Annotated in this window: 18 protein-coding genes; 11 read left to right on the forward strand and 7 right to left on the reverse strand. The window is 62.0% G+C overall.

Annotated elements, in window-relative coordinates:
• Positions 1-17: 17 nt before the first annotated feature.
• Positions 18-1,016 (forward strand): LLM class oxidoreductase, encoded by a 999-nt coding sequence (locus CRD18_RS07840; RefSeq protein ID WP_049172573.1) that lies wholly within the window; start codon positions 18-20, stop codon positions 1,014-1,016.
• Here CRD18_RS07840 and CRD18_RS07845 read toward each other — a convergent pair.
• Positions 1,000-2,037, reverse strand: coding sequence for an aldo/keto reductase (locus tag CRD18_RS07845; RefSeq protein ID WP_070604516.1), 1,038 nt, complete (start codon positions 2,035-2,037; stop codon positions 1,000-1,002). The genes CRD18_RS07840 and CRD18_RS07845 overlap by 17 nt on opposite strands.
• 145 nt (positions 2,038-2,182) lie before the next feature.
• Here CRD18_RS07845 and CRD18_RS07850 point away from each other — a divergent pair, with 145 nt between their 5' ends.
• The 3 genes from CRD18_RS07850 (at position 2,183) to CRD18_RS07860 (ending at position 4,520) form a co-directional block, all read left to right on the forward strand.
• The gene (locus CRD18_RS07850) at positions 2,183-3,511 is read left to right on the forward strand and encodes a PepSY domain-containing protein (protein WP_070429084.1); all 1,329 of its coding nucleotides are present in this window, start codon (positions 2,183-2,185) and stop codon (positions 3,509-3,511) included.
• A gap of 79 nt (positions 3,512-3,590) precedes the next feature.
• Positions 3,591-4,076 carry a hypothetical protein gene (locus tag CRD18_RS07855; protein WP_070607207.1) on the forward strand — a complete coding sequence of 162 codons (486 nt, stop codon included), beginning with the start codon at positions 3,591-3,593 and terminating at the stop codon, positions 4,074-4,076.
• Positions 4,077-4,184: 108 nt separating this feature from the next.
• Positions 4,185-4,520, forward strand: coding sequence for a YciI family protein (locus CRD18_RS07860; protein WP_049189837.1), 336 nt, complete (start codon positions 4,185-4,187; stop codon positions 4,518-4,520).
• 1 nt (position 4,521) lies between these two features.
• Here CRD18_RS07860 and CRD18_RS07865 read toward each other — a convergent pair whose 3' ends face one another.
• Both CRD18_RS07865 and CRD18_RS07870 read right to left on the reverse strand, forming a co-directional pair.
• On the reverse strand, positions 4,522-5,373 hold the full coding sequence (locus tag CRD18_RS07865) for an SDR family NAD(P)-dependent oxidoreductase (RefSeq protein ID WP_070429086.1): 852 nt from the start codon (positions 5,371-5,373) through the stop codon (positions 4,522-4,524).
• Positions 5,370-6,587 (reverse strand): trans-acting enoyl reductase family protein, encoded by a 1,218-nt coding sequence (locus CRD18_RS07870; protein ID WP_049193394.1) that lies wholly within the window; start codon positions 6,585-6,587, stop codon positions 5,370-5,372. Before CRD18_RS07870 ends, CRD18_RS07865 begins: the two co-directional genes overlap by 4 nt.
• Positions 6,588-6,693: 106 nt before the next feature.
• Here CRD18_RS07870 and CRD18_RS07875 point away from each other — a divergent pair, with 106 nt between their 5' ends.
• Positions 6,694-7,902: an MFS transporter gene (locus CRD18_RS07875; protein ID WP_049189830.1), complete on the forward strand. Its 1,209-nt coding sequence runs from the start codon at positions 6,694-6,696 to the stop codon at positions 7,900-7,902.
• Between the two features lie 9 nt (positions 7,903-7,911).
• Here the strand turns inward: CRD18_RS07875 and CRD18_RS07880 are convergent, their stop codons facing one another.
• Together CRD18_RS07880 and CRD18_RS07885 are read right to left on the reverse strand one after the other, a co-directional pair.
• Complete coding sequence (locus tag CRD18_RS07880; RefSeq protein WP_049172555.1) at positions 7,912-8,298, reverse strand: Rieske (2Fe-2S) protein; 387 nt, start codon at positions 8,296-8,298, stop codon at positions 7,912-7,914.
• Between the two features lie 30 nt (positions 8,299-8,328).
• A complete protein-coding gene (locus CRD18_RS07885) occupies positions 8,329-9,051 on the reverse strand; it encodes a YggS family pyridoxal phosphate-dependent enzyme (RefSeq protein ID WP_147766085.1) in 723 nt (240 codons plus the stop codon).
• 84 nt (positions 9,052-9,135) lie between these two features.
• Here CRD18_RS07885 and CRD18_RS07890 point away from each other — a divergent pair, with 84 nt between their 5' ends.
• Entirely contained in the window at positions 9,136-10,302 is a 1,167-nt protein-coding gene (locus tag CRD18_RS07890) for a glycosyltransferase 87 family protein (protein WP_242458688.1), read from the forward strand.
• Positions 10,303-10,314: 12 nt separating this feature from the next.
• Here the strand turns inward: CRD18_RS07890 and CRD18_RS07895 are convergent, their stop codons facing one another.
• Positions 10,315-12,732, reverse strand: coding sequence for an ATP-dependent RNA helicase (locus CRD18_RS07895; protein ID WP_187406624.1), 2,418 nt, complete (start codon positions 12,730-12,732; stop codon positions 10,315-10,317).
• 43 nt (positions 12,733-12,775) lie between these two features.
• Between CRD18_RS07895 and CRD18_RS07900 the strand changes: the two genes are divergently transcribed.
• The 4 genes from CRD18_RS07900 (at position 12,776) to CRD18_RS07915 (ending at position 15,905) form a co-directional block, all read left to right on the forward strand.
• Complete coding sequence (locus CRD18_RS07900) at positions 12,776-13,669, forward strand: cation diffusion facilitator family transporter (protein ID WP_187406625.1); 894 nt, start codon at positions 12,776-12,778, stop codon at positions 13,667-13,669.
• Positions 13,670-13,778: 109 nt separating this feature from the next.
• Complete coding sequence (locus CRD18_RS07905; protein WP_076772871.1) at positions 13,779-14,726, forward strand: alpha/beta fold hydrolase; 948 nt, start codon at positions 13,779-13,781, stop codon at positions 14,724-14,726.
• 12 nt (positions 14,727-14,738) lie between these two features.
• On the forward strand, positions 14,739-15,239 hold the full coding sequence (locus tag CRD18_RS07910; RefSeq protein WP_187406626.1) for a methylated-DNA--[protein]-cysteine S-methyltransferase: 501 nt from the start codon (positions 14,739-14,741) through the stop codon (positions 15,237-15,239).
• 3 nt (positions 15,240-15,242) lie between these two features.
• Entirely contained in the window at positions 15,243-15,905 is a 663-nt protein-coding gene (locus CRD18_RS07915; RefSeq protein ID WP_049172542.1) for a nitroreductase family protein, read from the forward strand.
• An 11-nt stretch (positions 15,906-15,916) separates the two neighbouring features.
• Here the strand turns inward: CRD18_RS07915 and CRD18_RS07920 are convergent, their stop codons facing one another.
• A complete protein-coding gene (locus CRD18_RS07920) occupies positions 15,917-17,977 on the reverse strand; it encodes an FAD-dependent oxidoreductase (RefSeq protein WP_070607218.1) in 2,061 nt (686 codons plus the stop codon).
• A 183-nt stretch (positions 17,978-18,160) separates the two neighbouring features.
• Here CRD18_RS07920 and CRD18_RS07925 point away from each other — a divergent pair, with 183 nt between their 5' ends.
• Positions 18,161-18,922, forward strand: coding sequence for an SDR family oxidoreductase (locus CRD18_RS07925; protein WP_049193380.1), 762 nt, complete (start codon positions 18,161-18,163; stop codon positions 18,920-18,922).
• The last annotated feature ends 22 nt before the right edge of the window (positions 18,923-18,944 follow it).

The following is an 18,944-nucleotide window of genomic DNA, read 5'->3' on the forward strand; positions in this document are numbered from 1 at the left end:
TACTACCGTGGAGCACCATGAGCTCGCTGTTTGATCTTTCGGACAAGCCTATCGACGAACTACCCGGTTACCAGCGCACATTCGCGCCGGGCCGACTCACGGTAGGGCTGAGTCTGCCCATCGAGCAGGACGCCGAAGCCGAGCCCAGGGACGCGCTGAGCAACCAGATTCGGCTGATTCAGAAAGTCGAACGCGCAGGCATCGCGGCGGTCTGGGCACGCGACATCCCGCTGCGCGTGGAAACATTTGGCGACGTCGGCCAGGTCTACGACCCCTGGATGTACCTCAGCTACATCGCCGCACACACCACCGATATCGCGCTCGGCACCGGTGCAGTCGTCGTGCCCTTCCAGCATCCGCTGGTGATGGCCAAGCGCGCTGCCACACTGGACAGGCTTTCCGACGGCCGTTTCCTCTTTGGCGTTGCCACCGGTGACCGACCCGAGGAGTTCCCCGCCTTTAACCAGGACAAAGGCAAGCGCGGTGAGCGCTTCCGCGAGCATATCGAGGTCTATGAAAAGGCCCTCAGTACTAGCTACCGGCCCATCCGCTGGTCCGAGGGCAAGATGGGCGGATCCGATGTGGTGCCCAAGCCACTGGCACGCCGAGTTCCGCTGTTGGCCACTGGCTCCTGTCAGCAGAGCCTGGAGTGGAAGGCCGCGCATACCGACGGGTGGTTCATGTACCACAAGGGCCTGGAGATGCAGAAGAAAAACATCGCCAACTGGCAGGAGGCTGTGGCTCAGGAGTGCGGTGAGGACGTGTTCAAACCATTCCTGGAATCACTGTGGATTGACCTGCATGAAGATCCCGACGCCCCCGCGCAGGGCGGCCACTTCGGGTACCGCCTTGGTCGCAACAAGCTCATTGAACTGCTGCAATCCCAGCGACAGCTCGGCATCAATCACGTCAGCATCAACTTCCGCACCTCGAAGCGGGATGCGGAAGAACAGATTGATGAGCTGATCGAGTATGTGCTGCCGGCGCTCGATGAGCTCCCTACACAGACTCCGTAGCGCCCTGCCACTGATTAATCCCGCGGTCGACAGCCCACTTGTCGATTTCCGCGAGTTCTTCATCGCTAAACGGTGCAGCGTCCAGGGCGCCGAGGCTGTTCTTCAGCTGCTTCACCGAGGATGCACCGATCAGGGCTGAGGTCACTTCGTCACGGCGGAGCACCCACGAGATGGCCATCTGTGCCAGGGACTGGCCTCGTCGTGAAGCAATGGCGTTGAGCTCGCGGATGGCGGTGAGCGTGTCGTCGTTGAGGAACCCCGAGTTCATCTTGTGCGCCCCGAGACGCGAGGACTCCGGCACGCCATCCAAGTAGCGGTCGGTGAGAAGCCCCTGCGCAAGCGCGGAAAAGGCGATGACGCCCATGCCTTCGTCGGCGCAGGTTGCCAGCAGCTCGTCCTCGATCCAGCGGTTGAACATGGAGTAGCTCGGCTGGTGAATGGTCAGCGGTGTGCCCAGCTCACGGGCAATTTTCTGCGCGCGGCGAGTGAGCTCGGGGGAGTAGGAGCTAACGCCGACGTAGAGCGCGCGACCCGACCGGACGAGGAAATCGAGGGCGGCGACGGTTTCCTCGATAGGCGTATCCGGGTCGGGGCGGTGGTGGTAGAAAATGTCCACATAATCCAGGCCCATGCGCTTCAGCGAGGCATCGCAGCTGGCCACGAGGTACTTCCGCGAGCCGCCGAAGCCGTAGGGACCATCCTGCATGTACCAACCGGCTTTGGAGGAAATGATCATTTCATCGCGGTAGGGAGCGAAATCCTTGGCCATGATGCGACCGAAATTCGCCTCCGCAGAGCCCTGCGGTGGGCCGTAATTGTTGGCGAGGTCGAAGTGCGTGACGCCGTGGTCGAACGCGGTGCGCAGGATTTCACGCTGCGTCTCGAGCGGTCGGTCATCACCAAAGTTATGCCAAAGTCCCAGCGTAATGGCTGGAAGCTTCAGCCCCGTGCTGCCGGAGCGGTTGTACGGCATTGTCTCATAGCGGTTGTCATCGGCGTGGTACACGTCTGGATAAGCCATGTCTACGAGGGTACGCGTGCTTAACGACGGGTAGTTGCGCACAAGGTGGCCGACAACGAGGTGCGTGGCCGAATGGCTACCCCTGGAAGTAATAAAAGTGAGCTTGCTGGGGAACAACTGGGGCAGTTCGTCCGACTAATGAGGCATGACTTCAATAGCCACAGGCGATGCCGCTGGAACGCCAGCCGCAAACCCCGTCGCACAGACTCAGAAAAATGGTGGGCCACGAGCATTACTGCACCGAATCCATGTCGTTGCAGGCATCCTCGTTGCGCCACTACTCGTTATTGCAGCTATCACAGGCGTGGCGTATGCCCTCGCCCCGAGCATAGAAAAGGTGGTTTACCACGAAGAGCTAACCGCAACATCAAGCCTTCCCGCACAACCGCTGGAAAAGCAGGTTGAGGTCGCGCAGCGCGTGCACCCTGACCTGCCGGTGACCGCGGTGCAGGTCCCGGAAAAGCCGGGGCAGACAACGCGAGTCATGTTCAATGATGAGCAGCTGAAGTCGGAGTCCTACCGACATGCGGTGTTCGTCGACCCAGGCGACCTGAGCATCAAGGGTGACCTGGTGCAATACGGTTCCTCGGCGGCGCTGCCACTGCGGGCGTGGATCTCTGAAGGGCACCGCAGACTCTGGATTGATAGCAACTTCGGTCGCCTCTACTCCGAGACGGCAGCATCCTGGATGGGCGCACTGGCTATTGGTGGCCTCTGGCTCTGGTGGGATCGTTCGCGTCGCAAGCGGACACAGGGAACAAGTAAGAGGGCGCATCATATGCGTCGTCACGCGAATGTTGGCGTGGCGGTCAGTGTTGGACTTTTGTTCCTGACCGTCACCGGCCTGACGTGGTCGTGGGTGGCTGGAACGGGCATCGCAAAGCTGCGCGAGACGATGGACTGGTACGCACCGAAACCAGCCATGACTGCGACTGCACCAGCGAATTATGACTGGTCAGAGGCAGATAGTGTTATGAACCTCGCACGTGCCGAGGGCCTGTCCGGGAAAGTCGAACTGACACCACCGGAGGCTGGCACGGTGTGGATGGCCAAGGAAGCCCGCGAGGAATGGCGGATGGGCATTGAGACCGTCACCGTTGACGGTTCGACCGGAGCGATGGTCGATCGGATTCATTTTGCGGACTGGCCGCTGCCGGCGAAGCTGACCGAATGGCTGATTAACGCGCACATGGGCATCCTGTTCGGGTGGGTGAATCAGCTGGTCCTGGCACTGATTGGTGTCGCTCTGTTGGCGATGATTGTGCGCGGGTACGCCATGTGGTTTGGGCGCGGTCGAGGTGGCCGACCTGGCAGGCTCCCGGCGCCGACGCGTTGGCGGGACATTCGCCCGGGTGTTGCAGCAGCTGTTGTGGCGCTGTTGATTGCCTACTCGGTGGTTGCACCACTGTTTGGTGTGACGCTTGTTGGCTTCGTGATTGTTGATTGGGTCTGGCGGAAGCTGCGGAGAGGTTAGTGTAGGTTCTGTCGCCTTCGGGTTCCCTGTACCTAACGGCGTAGTCACACCCATGAAAAACACTCAGGAGGGTAAACGCATGACAAGGTATTGGGATCACAGCGGCAGTATCTACAAAGATGACGGTCAGGAAGACTGGTGCGTTTACAATCCGTCTTTGCGTGATTGGGAGCGCACCCCGCGCGCTAAGGAAGCCTACGACCAGGCAGGACAAGACTCGTTCGACCCCATCACCGAGCAGCAAGCACTCGCTGAGATCGCAGAGCAGCAGGAACAGCATGACGAAAGGGCGAAGAACAAAATCAAGGAACTGCGCGCAAGAATGAAAGCTGTCGGCGCGCAGGCAAGGCAGGCTGACGAACAGCCGTATCCAACTTTTTCTCAGCAGTCCGCCGCATACCGTGAGGGCGCGCAGGCCTACAACGAAGGCAAATCTTGGCGCGATAACCCGCATGCCCCCGAGTCAGGTCTAGCCGCCCCGTGGCGCATGGGTTTCAATACCCGCAAGCAGCAGGTAGCGGAGATCAGGGCACAGCGAGCCGCCGCTGCGAAAGAGGAAAACTAGGCCCTGGCCACAAAAACGCTCAGCCAAAGCTCTAAAATTCCCACAAATTCCCGGTTTCAGCCCCGCGCAATCTGTTACACTTAGCAAAACGAAACCCAGGAGCTTGGTGTGCAGTACTTTTTCACGGTCCATGGCCGCAGAGATATCAACGCGTATGACTCTGATGAGGAAATGCACGCTGCCTTTGAACGGATTGGACGCTTCAATCAGAAGCTCCAGGACGAAGGCCACTGGGTTATGTCCGGCGGGCTGGTACCGCCGGAGGATGCCATGACGGTGCTGCCGGATGGTTCACATAGCGATCTGCCGTACTACAACGCGATGACGTTCCCGTCAGCTTTTTGGATTGTCCAAGTCGCAGACGAGCAAGAGGCCATCAACCTAGCCCACGAAGCCGCGGAGGCGTGTGCACAGGCCGTTGAAATGCGCGCCGTCGCCGATTAACTCACCGCAGCCCGTGCACCCGGCGCATGATGGTCAACACCGCTTGCGTCGGGATTCGTCGCATGAAGGGCACTGCAACGCTTGCCGACGACCCCCGCGCCACCAGAGCCAAAGGTCGCTCGGCAGATACCTCGCGCATAACCACCTCAGCAATCTCCGAAGCGGGAATGCCATCTTCCTCATTGGCGTTCAACTTCGTCAGCATGCGGTGGACATCAGCAGCGTAAACGGAGCCCTCATCGCCATACGTCGTCCGACGTGTAGAAATCCCCGTGTTGATGGCACCCGGTTCGACAACCGTCACCCCAATACCGAACTGCGCGACTTCACCGCGCAACGAAAGCCCAAAGCCGCGGATAGCGGCCTTCGTCGCCACATAGGAAGAACGGTAGGACAGCGGCAACCCGCCGAGCATCGAGCCAACCAGCACAATTCGGCCACGACCGGCCTCGCGCATGCCAGGCAGCAGCTGCTGTAACAGCTCCACCTGCCCCAGAACATTGACTTGGAAGAGACGCTCAAGCGCCTCGCGGGGTAGCTCCTCGAAAGCGCCCGACTGGCTCTCACCGGCGTTGGCGACGACGACGTCGTAAGGCCCGTGGGCGACCACAGCAGCGATGTCGTCGGCGCTGGACATGTCGAGTGCCACCATCTGCACGCCCTCGGGGTGCGGCGCCTCGGCGCCCCTGCGGGACGTGCCAACGACCTCGAAACCGTCCTTGACCAGTGCCTCCGCGCATGCCCAACCGATGCCGGAGGAAGCGCCGGTCACTAACGCACGGCCGCCACCTACACTCGGCAGTTTCGGTCCGCGGGTGAGATTCGCAAAAGCACCGGTCAGGCCATCAGTCATCGAGCCTGCACCGCCTCAATGGTCATGCCGCCCGCGCGGAGACGGCGGGACAGGGCGTCGCCAAGCGCGACAGTAGGAGTGAGCACGCCGGTAGCGTCCGGCAGATCGTCGTGGACGAGTGCGAGGGCGGCGCTGGAAATCATAATCGCGGTGCCTGCGTACCCCGGGTCTTCCTCGAGAGACACCTTGGAACGCCAGTGAATGCCGGAGGTATCGACAGTGTAGGCCTCGATGGTGAAGCGACCCTCGGCCTGTTCTTCAGCGCTCGGGCCCTCACCCGGCTTCGGCAGCTTCTTATCAATGAGCTTGGCCGTCGGCCCGAACGCCATCGCCGCCAGCGCCAACCTGCAGACAGCCGCAAAAATATTTGCGCGGACGAAAGCCCTCGGGCCACGGCCGACATTGAGTAGCTCGCGGTAGCGGAAGGAATCACCGTAATCCGCCAGCATCGCCGAGCGCTGAACAATTCGGGTGTTGAACGGCGACATGAAGAAGGGCGCTCGCCAGTGGCGGCGGAAGCGCGCCGGGCGCAGGTCGACGCCGAACTTACCCTGGTCGGGACCCGGCTCAGCCAGGGCGTACTGATCGGCGATGATGCGACGCAGCTTGGGGTCCTTCTTGGCCTGTGCAAGCTGGACGCGGACCGAATCGATAGTGCCGCCGGAGACACCGCCCTTGACGTGCTTGAACAGCAGGGTTGTTTCACCGAGCTTGGTGTGGGCCGCCTCGTGGAGCTCGCGGACAGCGACGTCGGAAGGAATCGAGTCGAAGCCGCAGGAGTGAACAATCTTCGCTCCGGTCTGCTGTGCCACCTCGTGGTTATTCGCGATGGAGTCGTGGACGAACAGCACCTCGCCACACAGGTCGACGTAGTGAGTACCGGCCTTGGCGCACTCGGCCACCAGGGTGCGACCGTACTTCGCATACGGCCCCACAACGGTCAGCACCACCTTTGTACTGGCCGCAAGCTCAGCCACCGCCGGCTGGTCGGCAGCATCCGCAACAATGACCGGCCAGTCCGATACGCCTGCGTTCTCCGCGACGTCGGCAAGCTTCTGAGCGTTCCTGCCTGCGAGCGCCACCTTCGTCTGACCGGCGTGTTTAGCCAGATAGTCCACAATCAAGCGGCCCACGAAACCCGTGGCACCGTAGACGACGATGTCGTACTCGCGGTCGTGGTTGCGACTCTGTGGCTGTGCGGAAGAAGTAGTCATGCCTACGAAACTAATAAAACAAAAGCGATACCGCGGGCGAATTAAAAAGGTTTTCTGAATCCGTGTATTCAGCGAGGGGTTTGGAGGGAGGGCTAACCTAGGACAAGTGACTAGCGCTAACGAAAACCCCGAACAGATCGAAGGACTACGGCCAGAAGATCCCGGATTCCGTCGCGCGCTTATCGCTGTGCTTTTCGCCGGCCTGGCATCGTTCCAAGCGCTCTATGCAACGCAGGCGCTACTGCCCACGCTTTCCGACGAGCTATCGGTCGACCCCGCCACCGCCGCGCTGACGGTATCCGCCACCACCGGTGGCTTGGCCTGTGCGATTATCCCGGTGTCCATTTTGTCGGAACGCTTTGGACGCAGGCGCGTCATCGTCATCAGCGCATTTGTGGCAACGCTACTGGGGCTCGTGGTGTCAATCGCGCCGGGCATCGGTTCGATGATTGCGCTGCGCCTGTTGCAGGGCATTGTCATTGCCGGTGTGCCCGCAGTGGCTATGGCGTATGTCAGTGAGGAAGTCCACGCCGACCACGTCAGTCGCGTGATGGGGCTGTATATCTCGGGCACGACGGTCGGTGGCCTGCTCGGCCGTATCATTCCGTCCATTGTGCTGGAGTTCGCCTCCTGGCGGGTGGCGATTGCGGTCTCGGCGACGGTGGCGTTCATCTTCGCCATCCTGACCTGGTACTTTCTGCCGCAACAGCGCAGGTTTAAGCCGAAGAAACTGTCGTTTGCAGGGGAGGGGCAGGCCATTGCGCGACACTTGCGCGACCCGCGCATCCTGGCGCTGTGCGCCCTGGCGTTCCTGTTTATGGGAGCGTTTGTCTCCCTGTACAACTACCTGGGCTTCCGACTGGGCGATAAGTTCGGGCTCTCCCCGGCACTGGCAGGGTTCGTATTTATTCTCTACCTGTCTGGCACGTGGTCGTCGGCACGCGCGGGTGTGTGGGCGAAGACGGTGAGCCGCCGTCGCCTCATCGCCATTGCGACTCTGGCCGCGTGCGTGGGCCTGGGGCTGGCGCTGCTGCCGTGGCTGCCCGCGCTGATCGTGGGCGTGCTCGTGTTCACGGCATCGTTCTTTGTGGCCCACTCGCTGTCCTCGTCCGGGGTGGGCCTGGTGGCGCAGCGCGACCGCGCCGAGGCATCATCGATGTACCTGTTCAGCTACTACGCGGGTTCGTCCATTGTCGGTTGGGTATCCGGCATGGTGTTCAGTCGCTTCGAGTGGGCAGGGCTGATTCCGTGGTTGGTGGCGCTGTCCTTCATCGCGGGCGCGTGTGCTGTGGCGGGGTTGAAGCCGCGGCGGTAGAAGATAAACCTACTTCTGGCCCACAATCAGCTCAGTGCCTTCGGCTGAAAGCGATGCCTGACCAGCGGGCTTACGCGAGGGGCCAGAAACAACCTCACCAGTAGCAATATCAAAGTGGGAGTTGTGGTTCGGGCAAATCATCACACCATTGCTGACCTCAGTGATACGACCATTCTGGTGCGGGCAGGAGCTGGAGAAAGCGGCGAACTTGCCTTCCTCCGGCTGCGTGACGACGTAATTGCCGATCACCACACCGCCGCCAACCGGAATGTCGGCAGCGTCAACCTTCTCCACCGCAGACTTTGGTGCACAAGCGGCTACGAGTGCGCCAGCTGCAGTGGCGGCAGTTCCCAGGAGGAAACGACGACGGGAGCACGGGGAGACATCAGAACTCATGGCACTGAGATTACCTTCATTTGATTACCTTTATTTCTGATAGGAGCGCTCACCGAAGATGGCGCGTCCCACACGCACGGTGGTCGCCCCCTCGGCGATGGCTTCGCGGTAGTCGCCGGACATACCCATTGACAGTTCGTTGAGGCTGACACCGTCCGGCAAATCCCCGAGCAGACTGTCCCGCAGCTCCCGCAGCTCCGCGAAGGTCTCGCGCACATTCGGATCATTCTGGGCCGCGATGGTCATAAACCCGCGCAGACGCAGGTTCGGGTATTCGCCATCGGGGCCAAACATGCGGACAAACTCCGTCGCGTGGCTCGGCGCCAGACCCGACTTCTGCGGCTCGCGGGAGGCATTGACCTGAATCAAGACATCGAGCGTGCGCTCGGAATCGGCCAAGCGACGCTGCAGTGCTCCGGCCACCTTCGGGCGGTCCAGAGCCTGAAACTCATCAGCACAACTGACCAAGTGGCCGGCCTTATTCGTCTGCAGTGGACCAATGATGGCCATATGTGGTGCCTTGTCGCCGAAGGCCTCCCGGAATGCCTCCGCCTTGGCCACCGCTTCCTGGACGCGGTTTTCCGCCAGGCCAGCGCAGCCGGCTGCTGCGAGCTCCGGCCAGGATTCCACCAGGGCGTCGACAGGCACAGTCTTGCTGACGGGCAGCAGGCGGACCTCGGAGGGCTGGCGCCCAGCTCGTCGGCAAGCGTCGTCGATCTCGGAGCGAACCTTGCGATAGTTTTCCACGAACATACCTCCCACTCTAAGGCCTGAGTAGGAAGAACTGTGCGGTAGTGTCGAATCATGCTCATGGACAGACTCTCGACGCTTTCCGTCATGCAGAGACGGATCTTGGCAATTGTATTTGGGCTGGTGTCGCTGGTCGTTGTCATCGACCTCATCTATCTTGCGGCAACTGCCTACATGATGGACCTCGAGGTCTTCCAAGACGCCGGCTGGGCACTACGACGAGACCAGGATCTCTACTCACCAGAGTTTCCCACCAGATCGGGTTTCCGCTTCATCTACCCACCGTTTGCGGCGCTGCTGTTTTACCCGCTGACCTGGGCGGGGCCGGTGACCCTGCAGATCATCTGGACGTTCGCCACGCTGGCGGCGGTGTGGGCGATGCTGTGGATGGTCTTCACTCGTCTCGGCTCTGAGCGTCCGAAGCTGATGGCTACCTGCGTGCTCGGTGTTGTGATGCTGCTCGACCCGCTGCGCGCCAACGTGCTCTTCGGGCAGATCAACGTCTTCCTCGCGCTGCTGGTGGTCTCCGATGTGCTGGGCTTTTTGCCCAAGAAACTGCGTGGACTGGGCGTGGGTATCGCGGCGGGCATTAAGATCACCCCCGCGGCATATGCGCTGGTGTTCCTCATGCGCCGCGACTTTGCGGCCGTGGCCAAGAGCTTCTGCTGGTTCCTGGTAACCGTCGCCATTGGTTTCGCCGTGCGCTTTAAGGAGTCCATCTACTTCTGGACCGATGAGTTCTTCGCCGGCAACCGCGGTGGCGCCCCGACCTATGAGGCCAACCAGGCGTTCAGTGGTCTGCTCGCCCGCGCCGGGGTGGAGGGTACCGCGCTCGATATTGGCATCTACGGTTTCTTCCTCATCGGTGCCATTGCCGCTGCTTTCGTGGCGTGGATCTACCACCGCAATGGCTATGATGTCGCAGCCCTTGGTTTCGTTGCGCTGGCGGTCAGCTTCGCCGGGCCATACGCGGTCAGCCACCACTGGTCGATCGTCATGGTCTTCGTGCCGCTGGTGCTCTTCGTCCGCGAGATTGGGCACATTATTGTCGGTGTCCTGTTCATGATCGCCCACTGGTGGGCACCGTACAAGGTGTTCGTGGGCAATGACTTCGGCCACGCTGCCAATGTGGGGCAGTGGTTCTACGGCAACATGCAGGGAATCATGGGGGGCGTGCTCTTCTTCACCTGCCTGGGCTACGCAATCTACCTCTGGCGCAAGCCCAGTCGCGTGCGGGCACAGGCAGCTGCTTAACGACGGGCTTGCTTAACGACGGCGCTTCGTTCTCGCAGTAGCCTGCTCCTCCCACGGGTTCTCCGGCCACGGGTGCTTGGGGTAACGGCCCCGCATCTCGGAGCGAACCTGTGCGTAGGCGCCATTCCAGAAACTTTCCAAGTCCTGAGTGACCGCGAGTGGTCGCTGAGCCGGTGACAGCAAATGCATTGTCACCGGCTTTTCCAATACCTGCGGGGTCTCCGCCAGGCCGAAGCACTCCTGCAACTTCACGGCGAGCACAATCGTTGCCTCAGGGTCCGTGGGGTCCTCCGGGTACTCCAGGCGAATCTTCGAACCGGAGGGGACCTCCAGGCGTTCGGGCACCAGCCGGTCGAAGTCCGTGGCCTCCGGCCAGGGCAGCAGGCGGCGGAGGTGCTCGGCATCTAGCTTGGGAGGGGTCGGGCGGTCCAGCTCGCCAGCAAAGAGGAGCTCGGCCTGGGCCGCGAGCCCTGCGGGGGAGACATCCGGCCATGGGGCACCGCGATGAGTGTGGAGAAAGGCCATGCGGCGGCGGAGTTGTTCGGTGTCGCGGTCGAGGTTGGGGGCGGCGTCGGCAAGCGCGTCGGCAAGCCAGGCGGAGTTGGCAGCAATGCACTGCTCAGGTGTTGGGGAGACCTGGCGGGAGGACAGCTCGATGGCGCCGAGCAGGTCACGCTCGCGGGCGCGAACGCGGCCCTGTTCGACGCGCGCCGTGGTCTCCGTGCGGGCGAGGTGGCCGGCGGCGAGCATGGCGATTTCCAGGTCGATCGCCTCGCCGTCGCGAATCAGTGCGCGGCCGTGTGAGAGCCGCGAGATGTCGGCGGCCGCGATCCATTCGTGGCCGTGTAGGTCAGAACCGCGGGCGAGTTCCGCTGCGGTGCCGCCGGTGAAAAGGTACTCGTCGGAATTCGCACTGCGCCGTCGCCCGATGAAATCCGGCCACGCCAGGGCCGTGACCAGCGCGGGGATGTCCGAGGGCAGCAGGTTGGCGGGGGCTTCAGTATCCAGCTCAATGCGGCGCACCTGCTTGGCCAAGCCGCGGGCATCGGTGAGTTTCTCCACCGCGCGTGCGACCGCGTCGGCGTGCTGCGGCATCATGGCCGTGGCGGTCAGCAGCGCGCGTCCCATGCGCGGATGCACCGGCAGGGTAGCCAGGGTGCGGCCGAGTTCCGTGATGTCACCGGCCTCATCAACAGCGCCCAGGCCAGCGAGAATGCGGTTTGCAGCCTCGGCGTGGTGGGGTGGTGGGGCGTCGAGAAGCTTCAGTCCCTGCATCCCCGGCGTGCCCCACGCGGCGGCGTCGAGGAGCGCTTGGGTCAGGTCGGCGACCTCGATTTCCGGCGCGGGCCAGGCGGGAAAGGACGCGAATTCCGACTGGGAGACGCAGCGCACCACGATGCCCGGGCCCTCACGTCCCGCTCGGCCAGCGCGCTGGTTCGCGGAGGACTGCGCACACGAGCTGGTGACCAGGCCGGAGAAGCCACGCGCAATGTCGAGTCGCGGTCCGCGCGCGAGGCAGGCGTCGACAACGGCGCGCACGCCCGGCACAGTCACGGATGATTCCGCAATCGCGGTGGACACAATTACGCGTCTACCATCCGCTTGCCGACGGAACACGCGGTCCTGCTCCTCGGAGCTCTGCTGGCCGTGCAGCGTCAGCACCGCCACCTCCGAGGAATCCGCGATATAACCCGCGCAGCGTTCCACCTCGCGGATGCCGGGGAGGAAAACCAGCACATCACCGGCGGCTTCTTCCGTGAGTGTGCTGGCCTGGGCGGCAACGTGCTGCAGGAAGTCGTCGGTCACACCGCGTGCATCCAGCCGTTGCGGAAAGGGCGCGTAGCGGATGTCCAGCGGGAAGATCTCCGCCTCCGCCGCCACAATGGGGGCCGGGGTGGAGCCGCCGAGCAAGGCCGCGAACTTCGGCGCGTCCACCGTTGCCGACATAGCGGCAATGCGCAGGTCATCGCGGATATCCCGCAAGTCGCGCACCATCGCCAACACCAGGTCGGTGTCCAAGCCGCGCTCGTGCAGCTCATCGATGAGCACCGCGCTGGCATCCACGTCGCCGTCGCGCAGCAGTCGGCGCAGCAGCACACCGGGAGTGACAAACTCAACGCGGGTGGTGCGGGAAACTTTTGCGTCGCCACGCACCGAGTAGCCAACTTCCTCACCGAGCTTCGTGCCCGACAACTGCGCCAACCGCCGCGCCGCCGAGCGCACCGCCACGCGCCGGGGAGCCGTGACCACAATGCGGCCACCCAGGGTGTTGGCCACCGCCGGTGGAACCAACGTGGTTTTGCCGGTGCCCGGTGGGGCCTGGACTACTACGTCGTGGTCGCGCACGGCGTCGGCAAGCGAGGCGAGCTGCGACGCGAACGGCAGGCCTGCAGAAATGTTCTGCAAATTGAACTGGAAATCGGTGCTCATAGAACTGGTAGTAACTCCGGAAAGGCGGGTAAAGTGCCCGCATATGCAGGACTTATCTCGTTTTGGTTGGCTTTCAGTGGGGGCGGCGGTCGTCACCATCGCGCTGAAGTTTTGGGGCTACACTCTAACCGGATCGGTGGGCCTGCTTTCCGACGCGACGGAGTCGATTGTCAATCTGGTTGCGGCAGTTGTCGCAATTATCGTGCTCAAGGTTATCGCGCGGCCCGCAGACCGCGACCATGAGTTCGGCCATTCCAAGGCAGAGTACTTCTCGGCCGGGCTGGAAGGTGCCATGATCTTCGTGGCGGCGGCGGCCATTATTTATGTCTCCATCGAGCGGTTGGTGAACCCGCAGCCGATTGAGCAGATTGGCCAGGGCCTCGTCGTGACCGTAATTGCCTCGGTGATCAATGGTGCGGTGGCGCTGGTTCTGCTTAAGGCCGGGCGCCACCACAACTCCCTGGCGCTGACCGCCGACGGTAAGCATCTGATGACCGACGTGTGGACCTCCGCCGGCGTTCTGGCGGGTGTGGCTCTGGTGTGGGCTACCGGCCTGTGGTGGCTCGACCCGATTATCGCGCTGGCCGTGGCCGTAAACATCCTGGTCACCGGCTACAAGCTGCTGCGCGATTCCGGTAACGGCCTGATGGACAAGGCCATGGAGGGCGACGACCGCGTGGCGGTGGATGAGATTTTGGCCTCGCACCGTGACCGGAGCCGTGGCATCGACGTCCACGAAATCCGCACTCGCGAGTCGGGGTATCAGAAGTTCATTGAGTTTCATGTGCTGGTGCCGGGCGCGTGGAGCGTGGAGCGCGGTCACGATGTGCTTACCGCGATGGAAGATGAGCTGCGGGAGCGTTTCCCAGGTGTGCATATCTCCTCGCATCTGGAGCCAATTGAGGACGAACGCGCCTATGGGGATGTGCAGTTGTAACGCGTGTGAGGCAAATTCCACGAAAGCGCTGAAAGTGATGAGCCTTACACTTTAAGATTGTGTATACAAAATCATGCACTGTTTAAGTCCACTCGAAGGAACTGCATAAATGACCTCCGAAGCCTCAACCACTTCCACTGGGGATAGCCGTTTTTCCGCGAAGAGCCCGAAGTTGCCGGAGCCGTGCCCTCGGCAGGACATCATTATTCCGGCTAATGACCGCGTCCTGCTGCGCGGAACCATGTTCCGCCCGAAGGAGAACCCAGAGAACATTCCCAACGGCATCATCACCGTTCACTCCGGTACCGGTGTGCCGCAGGGTTTCTACCACCGTTTCGCTGAGACCGTGGCAGAAAAGGGCTACGGCGTTATCACCTATGACTACCGCGGAATTGGCCAGTCCGCTCTGAAGACTGACCAGAACAATGAAGACATCCGGATGTCGGACTGGATCACCAAGGATATTCCGGGTGTGATTGAGTGGGCCAAGGAGACCTACCCGGACGTGCCGCACTTCGCTGTCGGCCACGCGGTTGGTGGTCACGGCATCGTCTACGCCGGCTCCGAGGGCACCTATGACGCAGCGGCGTTGGTCAACTGCCGCGGTATGCGTATTTCCAAGGTGCCGTCAGTGGCGGGCAAGGTCCGCGCATTCTTCATCTTCAATATTCTCGGCCCGATTAGCGGTTTCATTACCGGCCATATTCCGGCGTCGGCGTGGCGTCTGGCTGTTGAGCCGCCGAACGGTGTCATGCGTCAGTGGGCGCGCTGGGCTCGCAAGGAAGGCTACTTCTTCGACGATTCCGAGTTCGACTTCGCTAATCGCTTCTCCAAGGCTCCGCAGCCGTTCCTGTCCATCCGCGTTCCGGATGATTACTGGACTGAGGAGTCCTCGGCAGACCTGATCACCAATGTGATGAGCTCTGCTGAAAAGATTGAAAAGCGCCAGGCTCAGCCGGCTGGCGGCAAGGGCGTGGGCTACGGTGGTTACTTCCGCTCCGGTCACGAGAAGGAGTGGGACGAGCTGCTGGACTGGTTCCAGACCAACAAGGACTAAGTAGGAGGTTTCATGGCGATTGCCAAGGTGGAAACGCCTTTCGGCGTGCTTGGAATCGCCACCTCCGCTCGCGGGGTCGTCGAAGTCAATCTCTTAGGCCCCGTGCTTGACGACGACCCCAGCGCCGCCGACCCCGAAGCGCAAGCGGTGGCGGAACAGGCAGCGCAGCAGTTCCGCGAGTACTTTGCCGGGCAGCGCCGCGAGTTTGCGCTGCCGCTGGACTGCGACATATTCACCCAGGATTCTTTCCGCGCTCGTGCGCTGACCGCACTGCGCGACGTGCCGTATGGCCAGGTTGTGACCTACGGTGAGCTCGCTGAAATGGCCGGATCACCTCGTGCCGCCAGAGCTGCCGGATCGGCCTGTGCCACCAATCCGCTGGGCATTCTGATTCCCTGTCACCGCGTGGTGCCCGCCAGTGGGGGAGCGGGGTCTTTCGGATCCTATGCCGGCGGCCGCGAAATGAAGCGCTGGCTGCTCGAACTCGAAGGTTGGCCACCCGCTAACCTCTAATGCATGACTTCACATTCTCCGCGCGACCAGTTCGCCACCGAATTTGAGAACATCATCCGCAACCGCCGTGCCACGCGCGTCTATGCTGACGAACCGCTTGACGACGCTGACGTGCGCCGCCTCCTGGAGCTATCTCTGGAAGCTCCCAGCGCCTTTAACATTCAGTCTCGGGCTATCGTGCGCATCGAGGACCCTGAGGTGCGCCAGCAGGTAGTGGAAGCTGCCGGTGGTCAGAAGCAGGTTGCCAATGCGCCGCTGCTGCTCGCCTTCATTGGTGAGCCGACCGGCTGGAAGCGCGGTATTCCACGCCTGGTTGAGGCCAACAAGGCGACTGGCCTGTGGGACGAAGTTGCCGCTGCCGAGCGGGAAGCCTCGATGACCTCCTTCCATAAGGTCCGCGAGGAAAAGGGTCTCTCCCGCGAGTTCGCAATCCGCGACGCCATGATTGCCGCTTCTTTCGCTATGGTCACTGCCAGCGCCTTTGGTTGGGCTAGCTCCCCGATGACGGGCTTTAGTGAGCAGAAGGTCAAGGAAGCTATCGGTGCCGGTGACACCGATGTGGCGGTAGCGCTGTTGCTGGCCATCGGTGTCCCGGGTGAGTTCCCGGCTCACCCGGGCCGTTTCGAGTTCGAGCAGCGCGCCTACACCGACCGCTACGAGGCGTAGCAGCCCTAGCCCTACAGCGCGAGCGCTACCTCAACGGCCTGGCGGATGGCACGCTTTGCGTCCAGCTCAGCGGCCACGTCCGCGCCGCCGATGATGGTGACATTGGAGTTATCGCCGGTGACGCTCTCGCGATCCTTGCCGCCCAGGCAGTCCAGATTGGATATCTGACCAGTACAGACAATCACGTTGTCAACCGCGATGACCTGTTGCTTTTCATCGATGGTGATGTGCAGGCCCTCGTCATCGATACGGTTGTAGGTCACGCCGGTGTACTGCTTGACACCGGCCTTCTTGATCTCCGCACGGTGAACCCAACCAGTGGTCTTGCCCAGGCCCTTACCGATGCGGGAGGTCTTGCGCTGCAGCAGGTGCACCTCGCGCTCGACCTCAAACTCCTCAGCCGCGCCAGAGACCGTGCCCGGCTTGGTCAGACCCGCGCGGAACTCCGCAGGGTCACCGACGCCCCAGGCGTCCTTCCAGGCTTCGATGGTCTGGTTCGGCTTGCGCGTGAGGTACTCACACACGTCCACACCGATACCACCAGCACCGATGACGGCCACCTTGTTACCGGCCTGCTTCGCACCCGAGAGCAGTTCGTCGTAACGAATGACCTTCTCGTGGTCGATACCGTCAATGCCCGGGATACGCGGGGTAACACCCGTGGCCACAATCACGTGGTCGAACTTGGCCTTGAGCTCGTCGACGTCGGCACGCGTGTTTAGGTGAACCGGAACTTCGAGTACCTCCAGACGGCGGGAGAAGTACTTCAGCGTCTCGCCGTAGTCCTCCTTGCCCGGAATCTTTGCGGCGAGGTTGAACTGGCCACCAATCTGGTCGGCGGCCTCGAAAATCTCTGGGTGGTGACCGCGCTGAGCTGCGGCTTCCGCGAAAGCGAGTCCAGCCACACCAGCGCCGATGACGGCGATGCGCTTGGCCTTGTCCTTCGCAACCGGCACGGATACCAACTCGGTTTCGTAAGCAGCCTTCGGGTTGACCAAACAGGTGGAGCGCTTGGCCGCGAAGGTGTGGTCCAAGCAGGCCTGGTTACAGGCGATACAGGTGTTGATCTGGTCAGCTCGACCATCGCCCGCCTTGATGGCGAAGTCCGGGTCAGCCAGCAGTGGGCGGGCCATGGAAATCAGGTCCGCATTGCCGTCAGCGAGGATCTTCTCCGCAACCTCAGGGCGGTTGATTCGGTTGGAGGCTGCCACCGGGACGTCGACAAGCGAACGGAGACGACCAGTCAGATCCGTGAATGCGGCGCGCGGCACGGACGTAACGATGGTGGGGACGCGTGCTTCGTGCCAGCCGATACCGGTGTTGAAGACATCGACGCCAGCCTCGACCAGACGTTGCGCGAGTTCAGTGGTCTCGGACCAGGTCTGGCCGTCTTCCACCAGGTCAAGAAGCGAAATGCGGTACTGCAGTAAGAAGTCCTCGCCCACTTCGGCGCGAATGCGACGGACAATTTCGATGGGCAGGCGCATGCGAGCCTCGGCGCTGCCGCCCCAGTTGTCCGAGCGGTGGTTGGTGCGCTCGGCCAGGAACTGGTTGAGCAGGTAACCCTCGGAGCCCATAACCTCGATGCCGTCGTAACCAGCACGTTTCGCGAGCTTCGCGGCGCGGACGTAGGCGCCAATGGTGCGCGAGACATCAAAGCCGGTGAGGCGGTGAGCCTTAAACGGGCTAATCGGCGACTGACCGGTATTGGCGGAGCGAGCCAGCGGGCTGTAGCTGTAACGACCGGCGTGCAGCACCTGCAGCACGATGTGGCTGCCATGGGAGTGCACGAGGTCAGTAACGCGGCGGTGATTGTCCGCCATGCGCTTCGACGCCATCATCGAACCGGCCGGAGTCAGCCAACCTTCGATGTTGGGAGCATAACCGCCGGTGACGATGAGCCCCACGCCACCTTCGGCGCGTCGACCCAGGTAGGCAGCCAGCTTGGGGATATCACGGGTGCGATCTTCCAGGCCGGAGTGCATTGAGCCCATGATGATGCGATTGCGCAGAGTTAGAGGACCGACGTCGAGAGGGGAGAGAAGATGTGGGAAGTGAGGCTGGTCAGACATGCAACCAGTATCGCGGTTTTAGCGGCTGTGTATGAGGTGAATCGGAAAAATTCCGGCACAGTTTTATATACGTTTCACGTGGAACATCAGGTGTAAAGCACACGCAGTCTTCGGCGCAGGAGGGTGTCGTATGACTACAGTCGGGGATATTAGTAGACGCATGTAGCAAGGAGTTGAGCCCCCATGACCTCTGAAACTTCAACTAATGGCAAGAAAGTAGCTGTAGTTACCGGTGCTTCTTCCGGTATTGGTGCAGCCACTGCCAAGCAGTTCGCAGCTGAAGGTTTCCGCGTTGTGCTGGGAGCCCGCCGCGAGGACAAGCTGGAGGCTGTCGCGGAGGAGATTCGCGCTGCCGGTGGTGAAGCGACGGTCTACAAGGTTGACGTCACCTCTGACGCCGATGTGGCGGCGCTGGCTAAGGCCGAACCGCGCGTCGACGTGCTGGTTAACAACGCCGGTGGCGCCTGGGGCATGGAATCGGTTGAAGGCGCTGTCGAGGAAAAGTGGCGCTGGATGTACGAGGTCAACGTGCTGGGCACCCTGCGCGTCACCCGCGCGCTGCTGCCCGCATTGAAGTCCACTAGCGGCATTGTGCTCACCGTCGGCTCGATTGCCGGCCGTCAGGTCTACACCGGCGGCGCCGGTTACAACGCAGCCAAGCACGCTGAGCGCGCGCTGGTGGAAGTCCTGCGTCAAGAGGTTGCTGCCGATGGCGTGCGCGTCACCGAAATCGATCCGGGGCGCGTCCACACCGACTTCTCACTCGTGCGTTTCGACGGCGACGAGACCAAGGCCGCAGCGGTCTACGATGGCGTTGAGTCGCTGACCGCCGATGATGTTGCCGACATCATTGTGTTCGCGGCCACCCGTCCGAAGCGCGTCAACATTGACTTCCTGCAGGTGACCCCCATCGACCAGGTGGGCGGCGCGAAGCCGAAGAAGTAAACCGACTACATAGAGGAGCCGT

It is taken from the genome of Corynebacterium sp. LK31, from assembly GCF_014335015.1.
GTDB lineage: Bacteria > Actinomycetota > Actinomycetes > Mycobacteriales > Mycobacteriaceae > Corynebacterium > Corynebacterium jeikeium_D.